At 61.3% G+C, this 12352-nt stretch carries 11 protein-coding genes; all 11 read left to right on the top strand.

Annotated features, from left to right (window positions below; translation table 11 throughout):
• The first annotated feature begins 10 nt into the window (after positions 1 to 10).
• Positions 11 to 718 (top strand): SIMPL domain-containing protein, encoded by a 708-nt coding sequence (locus F2S13_RS11375; protein ID WP_166360736.1) that lies wholly within the window; start codon positions 11 to 13, stop codon positions 716 to 718.
• 252 nt (positions 719 to 970) lie between these two features.
• A complete protein-coding gene (locus tag F2S13_RS11370) occupies positions 971 to 2596 on the top strand; it encodes an ABC transporter substrate-binding protein (RefSeq protein ID WP_166360734.1) in 1626 nt (541 codons plus the stop codon).
• A 264-nt stretch (positions 2597 to 2860) separates the two neighbouring features.
• Positions 2861 to 4456 carry an ABC transporter substrate-binding protein gene (locus tag F2S13_RS11365; protein ID WP_166360732.1) on the top strand — a complete coding sequence of 532 codons (1596 nt, stop codon included), beginning with the start codon at positions 2861 to 2863 and terminating at the stop codon, positions 4454 to 4456.
• 38 nt (positions 4457 to 4494) lie between these two features.
• Positions 4495 to 5505 carry an ABC transporter permease subunit gene (locus F2S13_RS11360; RefSeq protein ID WP_166360730.1) on the top strand — a complete coding sequence of 337 codons (1011 nt, stop codon included), beginning with the start codon at positions 4495 to 4497 and terminating at the stop codon, positions 5503 to 5505.
• A gap of 9 nt (positions 5506 to 5514) precedes the next feature.
• The gene (locus F2S13_RS11355) at positions 5515 to 6426 is read left to right on the top strand and encodes an ABC transporter permease subunit (RefSeq protein ID WP_166360728.1); all 912 of its coding nucleotides are present in this window, start codon (positions 5515 to 5517) and stop codon (positions 6424 to 6426) included.
• A gap of 10 nt (positions 6427 to 6436) precedes the next feature.
• On the top strand, positions 6437 to 7405 hold the full coding sequence (locus tag F2S13_RS11350; RefSeq protein WP_166360726.1) for an ABC transporter ATP-binding protein: 969 nt from the start codon (positions 6437 to 6439) through the stop codon (positions 7403 to 7405).
• Positions 7405 to 8373 carry a peptide ABC transporter ATP-binding protein gene (locus F2S13_RS11345; protein WP_166360723.1) on the top strand — a complete coding sequence of 323 codons (969 nt, stop codon included), beginning with the start codon at positions 7405 to 7407 and terminating at the stop codon, positions 8371 to 8373. Before F2S13_RS11350 ends, F2S13_RS11345 begins: the two co-directional genes overlap by 1 nt.
• A 190-nt stretch (positions 8374 to 8563) precedes the next feature.
• Complete coding sequence (locus F2S13_RS11340; protein ID WP_166360721.1) at positions 8564 to 9373, top strand: helix-turn-helix domain-containing protein; 810 nt, start codon at positions 8564 to 8566, stop codon at positions 9371 to 9373.
• Between the two features lie 61 nt (positions 9374 to 9434).
• Positions 9435 to 10841: an NAD(P)/FAD-dependent oxidoreductase gene (locus tag F2S13_RS11335; RefSeq protein ID WP_166360719.1), complete on the top strand. Its 1407-nt coding sequence runs from the start codon at positions 9435 to 9437 to the stop codon at positions 10839 to 10841.
• A 30-nt stretch (positions 10842 to 10871) separates the two neighbouring features.
• On the top strand, positions 10872 to 11213 hold the full coding sequence (locus tag F2S13_RS11330; protein ID WP_166360717.1) for a cupin domain-containing protein: 342 nt from the start codon (positions 10872 to 10874) through the stop codon (positions 11211 to 11213).
• Positions 11214 to 11263: 50 nt separating this feature from the next.
• Complete coding sequence (locus tag F2S13_RS11325; protein WP_166360715.1) at positions 11264 to 12343, top strand: polyamine ABC transporter substrate-binding protein; 1080 nt, start codon at positions 11264 to 11266, stop codon at positions 12341 to 12343.
• The last annotated feature ends 9 nt before the right edge of the window (positions 12344 to 12352 follow it).

Here is a 12352-nt window from a genome sequence, read left to right as displayed (position 1 = left end):
GGAGCTTTACATGCAAAACCTCAGTCGCAGCGCCGCCCTTGTCATGGCTGCCGGCCTGCTCACCAGCCTGCCCGCCCTGGCCGATGAGCCACGCTTCAACCAGGTTTCCCTGCGTGCCGAAGTCAGCCAGGAAGTGCCGCGCGACCTGATGCTGGTCACCCTCTATACCGAAGCGCAAAACACCGACCCGGCCAAACTCGCCGCTGAAATCACCACGACCATGAACAAGGCGCTGGAGCAGGCGCGCCAGGTCAAGGACATAAAGCTCAGCCAGGGCAGTCGCAACAGCTACCCTGTTTACGAAGAAAAGGGCCGCAAGATCATTGGCTGGCGTGAACGCGCCGAACTGCGGATGGAAAGCAGCGATTTCGCCGCCTTGTCCAAGCTGACCGGAGAGATGCTGCAGAACCTGACGCTGGGCGGCATGGACTTCACCATCGCCACGCCGACCCGCAAGGCCAGCGAGGATGCCTTGCTCAAGGAAGCCGTGGCGGCATTCAAGGAGCGTGCGCAAATGGCCACCGAAGCGCTCGGTGGCAAAGGCTACAAGGTGGTCAGCCTGAACCTGAACAGCAGCGGGTACCCACAACCTTACGTGCGTGCGCCTATGATGATGAAAGCTGCCATGGATACCGAAGCGGTCACGCCCCAGGTCGAGGCGGGTACCAGCGAGGTCCGCGTCAATGTCGATGGCACCATCGAAGTCTTGATGCCTTGACGGCCTGACGGACATCAGCCCCATTTTGGTGCGACACATATTGACGTCGCACCGTTCCAACGCAGGGAAAACACAGGAGCAAACGTTCAACTTCTTGAAAATTATACCTATGCGACAAAAGTGTACGAACGTCCCACTCTTTTGGTGCTCGCCCCTCCGAAAGAGTTGCATTGGGTATGGGGCCTGCATAAGTATCGTCAGGTCGGCCCACAAGGCTGCCCTCACTTAAAAAATGACAACAATGAGGCCACCATGCTCAAAAACGCGGTCATTCCGTTTCTAGTTGGCGCCAGCCTGCTTGCCAGCGCCCCCTTCGCCTCTGCGGCGACCAACCTGGTGTTTTGCTCCGAAGGCAGCCCTGCAGGCTTCGACCCAGGCCAGTACACAACCGGAACCGACTTCGACGCCTCCGCCGAAACCATGTTCAATCGGCTCAGCCAGTTCGAGCGTGGCGGCACCGCCGTGATTCCGGGCCTGGCCACCAGCTGGGACATTTCCGAAGACGGCAAGACCTACACCTTCCATCTGCGTGACGGGGTCAAGTTCCACACCACCGATTACTTCAAGCCGACGCGCGACTTCAACGCCGACGACGTGGTGTTCACCTTCACCCGCATGCTCGACAAGGACATGCCGTTCCGCAAGGCGTATCCAACCGAATTCCCGTACTTCACCGACATGGGGATGGACGCCAACATCACCAAGGTCGAGAAGGTTGACGACAAGACCGTCAAGTTCACCCTCAAGGATGTCGACGCCGCGTTCATCCAGAACATGGCCATGAGCTTCGCCTCGATCCAGTCGGCCGAATACGCCGACAAGCTGCTCAAGGAAGGCAAGCCTCAGGACATCAACCAGAAGCCGATCGGCACCGGTCCTTTCGTCTTCAAGAGCTACCAGAAAGACTCCAACATCCGCTACACCGGCAACAAGGACTACTGGAAGCCCGAAGACGTCAAGATCGACAACCTGATCTTCGCCATCACCACCGACGCCTCGGTGCGCATGCAGAAGCTCAAGAAGAACGAATGCCAGATCACCCTCTTCCCGCGCCCGGCCGACATCAAGCCGCTGAAGGAAGACACCACCCTGAAGATGCCTGACCAGGCCGGCTTCAACCTCGGCTACATCGCCTACAACGTGATGGACAAGATCAAGGACAGCGACCAGCCTAACCCTCTGTCCCAGTTGAAGGTGCGCGAAGCACTGGACATGGCGATCAACAAGCAGCAGATCATCGACTCCGTGTACCAGGGCGCCGGCCAGCTGGCCGTCAATGGCATGCCGCCGACCGAGTGGTCCTATGACACGTCCATCAAGGATCCGGCCTACGACCCCGAGAAAGCCAAGGCGCTGCTCAAGGAAGCCGGCATCAAGGAAGGCACCGAGATCACCCTCTGGGCCATGCCGGTGCAACGCCCGTACAACCCCAACGCCAAGCTGATGGCAGAAATGCTGCAGTCCGACTGGGCCAAAATCGGCATCAAGGCCAAGATCGTCAGCTACGAATGGGGTGAGTACATCAAGCGCTCCAAGGGTGGCGAGCAACAGGCCATGCTGATTGGCTGGAGCGGCGACAACGGTGACCCGGACAACTGGCTGGGCACCCTGTACGGTTGCGACGCCATGAATGGCAACAACTTCTCCAAGTGGTGCTACAAGCCCTACGACGACCTGATCCAGCAAGCCAAGCGCACCCCGGACCAGGCCAAGCGCACCGAGCTGTACAAACAGGCGCAACACATCCTCAAGGAACAGGTGCCGATCACCCCGATCGCCCACTCGACGGTGTTCCAGCCGATGCGTAAAAACGTGGAAGACTTCAAGATCAGCCCTTTCGGCTTGAACTCCTTCTACGGCGTCAGCATCAGCAAGTAAGGGTCCTGGCCCCCGGTTGTGCCTGACGGCGCAACCGGGGGCTTTGCCTTTTTGTACGGACAAAAAAACAACTGCTTCGGAAAAATCCTCAATCCTGTCGGAAATTTCCTTTAGACCCTAAAGCCTTTGCGCCTGTATCCAATCCTTTCACGGCCTTACCGTCGAAGGGTTGCTCGCGCTCAACATTCTGTGAGCCATGCCGCTGAAGGTGATTCGACGAATCAGCCGCAGAAGCTAATCTGGCTATTGACCGCAGAGGGTTACATGAACCTGCTATCGCTACAGGCTGTCCTGACAGCCGCACTGCTGAGCGTCGCCGCTGGCATCTCGGCCAAACCGCTGGTGGTCTGCACCGAGGCCAGCCCAGAAGGCTTCGATATCGTCCAGTACACAGCGGCGACGACTGCCGACGCCTCTTCTGAAACCCTGTTCAATCGGCTGGTGGACTTCAAGCCCGGCACCACCGACATCCAGCCAGGCCTGGCCGAGCGCTGGGACATCAGCCCCGATGGCCTGACCTACACCTTTCACCTGCGCCCCGGGGTCAAGTTCCAGACCACCGACTACTTCAAGCCCAGCCGTGAATTCAATGCCGACGATGTGCTCTGGAGCTTCGAGCGCCAGTTCGACCCCAAGCATCCCTGGCATGACAAAACCTCCGTGGGCTTCCCCTATTTCGAAGCCATGGGCTTCAAGGATTTGCTCAAGCGCATCGACAAAGTCGATGACATGACGGTCAGCTTCACCCTGACCCGGCCTGAGTCGCCCTTCCTGCGCGACATGGCCATGGGCTTCGCTTCCATCTACTCGGCCGAGTATGGCGACCAGCTGCTCAAGGCCGGCAAGACCGCCGACATCAACAGCAAGCCGATCGGCACCGGCCCGTTCATCCTGACCCGCTACAACAAGGACGCTCAGGTCCGCTACAAGGCCAACCCGGATTACTACAAGGGCAAGCCGCCAAGCGATGTGCTGGTCTTCGCCATCACCACCGACAGCAACGTGCGCCTGCAGAAGCTCAAGGCGGACGAATGCCAGATCGCGCTGTATCCGAAACCCGACGATATCGAAAGCATCCAGGCCGATCCGAACCTGCGGGTCGATGAAATGGAAGCCCTGATGACCAGTTATGTGGCCATGAACACCACGCACCAATACCTCGGCGACGTGCGCGTACGCCAGGCAATCAACATGGCGTTCGACAAGCAGGCCTATATCAAGGCGCTATTTGGCGCAGGCAAGGCGACACCCGGGATCAATCCCTATCCGCCGACCCTGCTGGGCTTCAACAGCGCCATCAAGGACTTGCCCTACGACCCGGCCAAGGCCCGCAGCCTGATCAAGGCAGCCGGTGTACCGGACGGCCAGGTGTTGACCCTGTTCGTGCGCAACGGCGGCGGCCCGACCAATCCCAACCCGCTGCTCGGCGCCCAGATGCTGCAGGCCGATCTGGCGAAGGTGGGTATCAAGCTGGACATCCGCGTGCTCGAATGGGGCGAATTGCTCAAGCGCGCCAAGCGCGGCGAACACGACATGGTCTTTGCCGGTTGGGCCGGCGACAACGGCGACCCGGACAACTTCCTCGGCCCGAACCTGAGCTGCGACGCGACCATCAGCGGCGAAAATTATGCCCGCTGGTGCAATAAGGCCTTCAATGAAGCAATAACCGAGGCCCGCGCCAGGACAGATCCGGCCGAACGTGCTGCACTCTATGAGCAAGCCCAACAGGTCTTCCATGACGAACAACCCTGGATCAGCCTGGCGCATCCGAAACTGTTTACCGCTGTAAGCAAGAATGTCGAGGGCTATCACATTAGTCCCCTGACCAATAATAACTTCGCGACCACCCGAGCGAAGTAGATCGAGACGCCTTACCGGCTGATGAGGTACCACAGAAGATGTTTAGTTTTATTGCCCGACGCCTGGGATTATTAATCCCGACCTTCTTCGGCATCACCTTGCTGACCTTCGCGCTGATACGCCTGATCCCTGGCGACCCAGTGGAAGTCATGATGGGCGAACGCCGGGTCGACCCCGAAATGCACGCCCAGGCCATGGAACGGCTGGGCCTGAACAAACCCCTGTACGCCCAGTACCTCGACTATGTCGGCAAGCTGGCTCACGGCGACCTGGGTGAATCGCTGCGCACACGGGAAAGCGTCTGGCACGAATTTACGTCGCTGTTCCCCGCCACATTGGAACTGGCCATCTGCGCGCTGATCTTCGCCGGCATACTGGGCCTGCTGGCCGGAGTGATCGCGGCGCTCAAGCGAGGGTCGCTGTTCGACCACGGGGTGATGGGCATCTCCCTGGCGGGGTACTCGATGCCGATCTTCTGGTGGGGCCTGATCCTGATCATGTTCTTCTCGGTTCACCTGGGCTGGACCCCGGTGTCCGGACGGGTCGACCTGCTCTATGACATCCAGCCGAAAACCGGCTTCATGCTCATCGACACGCTGCTCAGCGATGAAGAAGGCGCATTCAAGGACGCCCTCATGCACCTGATTCTGCCGTCCATCGTCCTGGGCACCATTCCGCTGGCGGTGATCGCCCGGATGACCCGCTCCTCGATGCTCGAAGTGCTGCGCGAAGACTACATCCGCACTGCCCGGGCCAAAGGCCTGTCGCCGTCGCGCGTGGTGTTCGTCCACGGCCTGCGCAACGCACTGATCCCGGTACTGACCGTGTTCGGCCTGCAAGTCGGCACCCTGCTCTCCGGCGCGGTACTGACCGAGACCATCTTCTCCTGGCCCGGCATCGGCAAATGGCTGATCGAAGCCATCGGTGCCCGCGACTACCCGGTGGTACAGAACGGCATCCTGCTAATTGCGTGCCTGGTGATCATGGTCAACTTCGCTGTGGATATCCTCTACGGCCTGGTCAACCCACGCATCCGTCATCAGCGCTGAGAGACTCCCATGACTACGAATACTCCAGCGGTAGCAGTCGACCAAAGCCTGCTTTACCCGTCCCCGTACAAAGAATTCTGGCAAGCCTTTTCCAGGAACAAGGGCGCCGTCGCCGGCCTATTGTTCATGCTCCTGATCATTTTCTGCGCAATTTTTGCGCCCTGGGTTGCCCCCCATGACCCCAGCGAGCAATTTCGCGACGCCCTGCTGACCCCACCGGTCTGGCTCGAAGGCGGCCAGAGCCGGTTCATCCTGGGTACCGACGAACTGGGCCGCGACCTGCTCTCGCGCTTGATCACAGGTTCGCGCCTGTCGCTGATGATCGGCTTGTCCTCGGTGGTGATGTCGCTGATCCCGGGCATCCTGCTGGGTCTGCTGGGCGGGTTCTTCCCGCGCGTGCTCGGGCCTTCGATCATGCGCCTGATGGACATCATGCTGGCTCTGCCCTCGCTGCTGCTGGCCGTGGCGATCGTCGCCATCCTCGGCCCAGGCCTGATCAACACCGTGATCGCCATTGCCGTGGTCTCGTTGCCGTCCTACGTGCGTCTGACCCGTGCCGCGGTGATGGGCGAATTGAACCGCGACTACGTGACCGCCGCGCGCCTGGCCGGAGCCGGCCTGCCACGCCTGATGTTCATCACTGTGCTGCCCAACTGCATGGCGCCGCTGATCGTGCAGGCAACCCTGAGCTTCTCCTCGGCCATCCTTGATGCCGCCGCCCTGGGCTTCCTCGGCCTGGGCGTACAACCGCCGACGCCTGAGTGGGGCACCATGCTGGCCTCGGCCCGCGACTACATCGAACGCGCCTGGTGGGTAGTGAGCCTGCCTGGCTTGACCATTTTGCTCAGCGTGCTGGCAATCAACCTGATGGGCGACGGGCTGCGCGATGCGCTCGACCCGAAACTCAAGAACGCCGCCTGAGGAGATTCCCATGTCACTGCTGCAAATCAAGAATCTCAACGTCCGCTTTGGCGACCCCAAGGCTGTCCCGGTGGTCGATGGCCTCGACCTCTCGGTGGAAAAAGGCGAAGTGCTGGCAATCGTCGGCGAGTCCGGCTCGGGCAAATCGGTGACCATGATGGCGCTGATGGGCCTGATCGATGCGCCCGGCATCATCACCGCCGACTCGCTCAACTTCGATGGCAAGGACATGCTCAAGCTCAGCGCGAGCCAGCGCCGCAAGATCGTCGGCAAGGACCTGGCCATGGTCTTTCAGGACCCGATGACCGCGTTGAACCCGAGCTACACCGTCGGCTTTCAGATCGAGGAAGTGCTGCGCCAGCACCTAGGCCTGTCCGGCAAGGCGGCGCGCCAGCGCGCACTTGAACTGCTGAAAAAGGTCGAGATTCCCGCACCGGAAAGCCGCCTCAACGCTTATCCGCACCAATTGTCCGGCGGCATGAGCCAGCGGGTGGCGATTGCCATGGCCATTGCCGGCGAACCCAAACTGCTGATCGCCGACGAACCGACCACCGCCCTGGACGTGACCATCCAGGCGCAGATCATGGAGCTGCTGCTGCACCTGCAAAAAGAACAGAACATGGCGCTGATCCTGATCACCCACGACCTGGCCGTGGTCGCCGAAACCGCCCAGCGCGTCTGCGTGATGTACGCCGGGCAAGCGGTGGAAGTCGGTCACGTGCCGCAACTGTTCGACATTCCTGCGCATCCGTATACCGAAGCGCTGCTGGCGGCGATCCCCGAGCACAGTGAAGGCGCAGAGCGTCTGGCCACCCTGCCGGGCATCGTTCCCGGCCGCTATGACCGGCCGCAAGGCTGCCTGTTGTCGCCACGCTGCCCTTACGTGCAGGAAAGCTGCCGGCAACAACGCCCCGGCCTCGATCCCAAAGCCCACAGCCTTGCGCGCTGTTTCTACCCGTTGAATCAGGAGGTGGCGTGATGGCCGTCGTTCTTACCGCCCGCGACCTTACCCGTCACTACGAAGTGTCCCGTGGCATGTTCAAGGGCCATGCACTGGTGCGCGCCCTCAATGGCGTTTCGTTCGAACTGGAAGCCGGCAAGACCCTGGCCGTGGTCGGCGAATCGGGCTGCGGCAAGTCCACCCTGGCCCGTGCCCTGACGCTGATCGAAGAACCGTCTTCCGGCTCGCTGAAAATCGCCGGCCATGAAGTCACCGGCGCCAGCAAGAGCCAGCGCAAGCAAATGCGCCAGGACGTGCAAATGGTGTTCCAGAGCCCTTACGCCTCGCTCAACCCTCGGCAGAAGATCGGCGACCAACTGGGCGAACCCTTGCTGATCAACACCAACCTTTCCCGCGCCGAACGTCGCGAGAAAGTCCAGGCGATGATGCAGCAAGTCGGCCTGCGCCCCGAGCACTACCAGCGTTATCCGCACATGTTCTCCGGCGGTCAGCGCCAGCGTATCGCCCTGGCCCGGGCCATGATGCTGCAACCGAAAGTGCTGGTGGCGGACGAACCGACCTCGGCGCTGGACGTGTCGATCCAGGCCCAGGTACTGAACCTGTTCATGGACCTGCAGCAGCAGTACCACACCGCCTACGTATTCATCTCGCACAACCTGGCGGTGGTGCGGCACGTGGCCGACGATGTGTTGGTGATGTACCTGGGCCGCCCGGCAGAAATGGGCCCCAAGGAGGACATCTACACCCGTCCGCTGCACCCTTACACCCGCGCACTGCTGTCGGCGACCCCGACCATCCACCAGGATCCGCTCAAGCCGAAGATCAAGATCGTCGGCGAGCTGCCCAACCCGCTCAACCCGCCAAGCGGCTGCGCGTTTCACAAGCGCTGCCCGTATGCGACCGAGCGCTGTGCGGCTGAAGTGCCGGAGTTTCGCAAGGTGGATACGCGGTTGGTGGCTTGCCATTACGCGGAGCAGTTTCTCTAACTCGCCCGCCTTCCCCCTCGTTCCCACGCTCCGCGTGGGAATGCCTCCCCAGACGCTCCGCGTCACATCGCGGACTGCTCGACGCAGAGCGTCTACCACTGCGTTCCCACGCAGAGCGTGGGAACGAGGTCGTTGAAGGCGGAACCGGCTTACGGCACTCTCTACTCTCCACCCGCCCCCGAGCACCACCATGGCTTCACTCCCCGACGATGACGGCCCGGCCCAGACCCCGGCAACCGCCGCCACCGTAATGCGCTACCACCTGTGCTGGAAACACCGCGACCTGGACGGGGTCATGGCGCTCTACCACCCGGACATCCAGTACAACGACTTCTTCCAGAACCGCGTGCTGCACCTCGATGAGTTGCGTGAGTACGTGCGCGTCAGCATGCCCCGCGATCCCGATGAAGCCCTGGAACACAGCGACCGCATCCGCATCGACGGCAACACCGCCTTTATCCAGTACCAGGTCACCCTGCGCGGCGGCCAGGGGCTGGTTTCGTTTCGCGCAAGCGAGGCGATCACGGTCCGTGACGGCTTGATCTGGCGCGTCAATGAATATGCCTCGCTGGTGCGCGAGAACGCTGACAACAAGGCCAGCGCCAACCTGCGTCCGACAGTCAGCCGGCTGGGTCTGTCGCCCCGCCAGCTCAGTTTCATGGCCGAGGACCTGCAACAGTACTTCCAGCGCCAACAGCCCTACTTGAATGCCGATCTGGACCTGCAACAAGTGGCCCGAGAATGTGGTTACAGCCGCAACCAGATTTCCTACCTGCTCAATCAAGTGCTCGGCCAGAGCTTCTACCGTTATGTGAACCAGGCCCGCCTGCAGCACCTGCTCAACGCCCTGGAACACGCCGGCCCCGCCGTGCGCATCGACGACATGGCCTTTGCCGCCGGCTTCAACTCGTTGTCGGCCTTCTACAAATGTTTCCGTCAGCACACCGGCCTCTCGCCCAGTGCTTACCTGAAACAGATTTCTCTGCGGACACGCACGTAAGACAGGCCACGCCCGCTGCCTCTAGGATCACCACAGACCTTTTGTGGATGTGGAGTCAGCAATGTCGGCATGGCGCAATATCAGCCTGTGGATGGATCAGCTCGAAGAGCCGCTGACCGCCCGTGCACCGCTGCGCGAGGACCTGGATGTCGATGTCGCGATCATCGGCGCCGGCTATACCGGGCTCTGGACCGCCTATTACCTCAAGCTGCTGAAGCCCGCCCTGAACATCGCCATTGTCGAAGCCCAGACCGCAGGCTTCGGAGCGTCCGGGCGCAATGGCGGCTGGCTGATGGGCAACCTGCTCGGCGAAGACCGCTTGCTGGCTGGGCTCTCGCCGCAGCAACGGCGCGCTTCCTTCGACCTGTTGCATGGCATTCCCGATGAAGTAAAAAGCGTGCTGGATCGCGAAGGTATCGCCTGCGATTACCGCAAGGGCGGTGTGCTGTACTGTGCCGCACGCTATCGCGAGCAGGAAGTCACCCTGCGCAATTACCTCAAGAAGCTGTATAGCCAAGGACTGGATGAGAGCGACTATCGCTGGTTGAGCCCCGCCGAGCTGAACGAACAACTGCGCGTTGCCACGCCCTTTGGCGGTATCCACACACCCCATTGCGCAACGATCCAACCGGCCAGGCTGGTGCGAGGGCTGGCCCGGGCCGTCGAGCGCCTGGGCGTCAGATTGTATGAAAACAGTCCGGTCACCGCTTGGCAGCCAGGCTATGTGCGCACCGCGGAGGCGCAGGTCAATGCGCGCTGGGTCGTCCCGGCCGTGGAAGGCTATTCCGTCACCTTGCCACCGCTGGGCCGTTATCAAATGCCGGTGCAGAGTCTGCTGGTCGCCACCGAGCCACTGCCAGAGCAGGTCTGGGAACAGATCGGCCTGAATCAGGGCCAGGCGTTCAGTGAGAACAGCCGCCAGGTTACCTACGGCCAGCGCAGTGCCGACAACCGCCTGGTCTTCGGTGCACGCGGCGGCTATCGCTTTGCCGGTCGCCTGCGCGAGGACTTCAACCTCACCGACAGTGAAATCGAGCTGCGTCGCTACCTGTTCGGCGAACTGTTCCCGCAACTCAAGGATGTGCGCATCACGCACTCCTGGGGCGGCAACCTGGGCATGTCCCGCCATTTCCGGCCGCACATGCTCTGCGATCCGTCCAATGGCATCGCCCTGTCCGGCGGCTATGGCGGCGAAGGCGTCGGCGCCAGCAACCTTGGCGGGCGCACCCTGGCCGACCTGATCCTGGGCCGCGACAGCGAACTGACTCGTCAGCCCTGGGTGCTGCAACCCGGCCGCATTCAAGCCTTGCGCCGCTGGGAACCGGAGCCGTGCCGCTGGCTGGGCTACAACGCGATCATCCGCAGCTTCGTCCATGAAGACCAGACCCTGGCCAACCCTGCCAGCCCGCCGTGGCGTCGCCAATTGGCCAGCCGCCTGGCCGACTTCATGGAAGGCTTCATGCACTGAACTCTCTCTCAACGAACAGGTATACCCGGCATGACCATTTCCCATTTCAAGAACACCGCGAGCATAGCGCTGGAAGAATCGAACCCGGTCGCCGTGCCGCTGGGCGAACCCGTGGCCATCGCTTCGACAACCTCGGTGGAACGCAACGACGGCGTCGAAACCGGCATCTGGGAATGCACCCCCGGGCGCTGGCGGCGGCAGATCGTCTCCCAGGAGTTCTGTCATTTCATCCAGGGCCGCTGCACCTTCACCCCCGATGGCGGTGAACCGCTGGAAATCAACGCTGGCGATGCCCTGATGTTGCCGGCCAACAGCACCGGCATCTGGGACATCCAGGAAACGGTGCGCAAGACCTACGTTCTGATCCTCTGATCGCCTGCCAAAGATCCTTCAACAAAAAAGCCAAGACAAGGAATCCAGACATGCTCCGATTGACCATTGCCCCGCTGATGTTGGTCGCCTCCATCGCCCAGGCTGCCGAGACGGTGAAAATCTACAACTGGTCGGACTACATCGCACCGGACACGCTCAAGGCCTTCCAGGGCGCCAGCGGTATCCTGCCGGTGTATGACGTCTATGACAGCAACGAAACCCTCGACGGCAAGTTGATGACCGGCAACTCCGGCTATGACGTGGTGTTCCCCTCCAACCACTTCATGGCCCGGCAGATTCAGGGCAAGGCACTCAAGCAACTGGACAAGTCCCAACTGCCGAACTGGAAGAACCTCAACCCAGTGCTGCTCAAGGCCCTGGAAGGCAACGACCCGGGCAACCAGCACGGCTTCCCCTATCTGTGGGGCAGCACCGGCATCGGCTACAACGTGGACAAGGTCAAGGCGGTGCTGGGCGACAATGCCCCCGTGGACTCCTGGGACCTGATCTTCAAGCCCGAGAACATGAGCAAGCTCAAACAGTGCGGCGTGGCGATCCTCGACAATGGGCCGGAGTTATTGCCCGCTGCGCTGAACTACCTCGGGCTGCCCCATCACAGCAAGAACCCCGAGGACTACAAGAAAGCCGAAGCCCTGCTGATGAAAGTGCAGCCGTATGTGAGCTACTTCCACTCCTCGAAGTACACCAGCGATCTGGCCAACGGCAACATCTGCGTGGCCGTCGGTTTTTCCGGCGATATCCTGCAAGCCGAAAACCGCGCCAGGGAAGCCAACAACGGGGTGAACATCGGTTACTCGATCCCCAAGGAAGGCGCGGCGATCTGGTTCGACATGGTGGCGATGCCGGCCGATGCACCGGATGAAAAGGCCGGGTATGCCTTCATGAACTACCTGCTGGAACCGCAGGTAATGGCCGGCATCACCAATTACGTGCATTACGCCAATGGCAACGAGGCGGCCGACAAATTGATCGACCCGGCGATCAAGGCCGATACCAAGGTGTATCCGAGCGAGGCGATGATGGGCAAGTTGTTTGCCCTGGAGGCGATGCCGCTGAATATCGACCGTATTCGGACGCGGCTGTGGACGAAGATCAAGACGGGGAGTTGATATAGACCA

Origin of the sequence: Pseudomonas akapageensis (assembly GCF_011355085.1) — a bacterium.
Lineage (GTDB): Bacteria > Pseudomonadota > Gammaproteobacteria > Pseudomonadales > Pseudomonadaceae > Aquipseudomonas > Aquipseudomonas akapageensis.
This window is presented reverse-complemented; position numbering and strand designations above follow the sequence as displayed.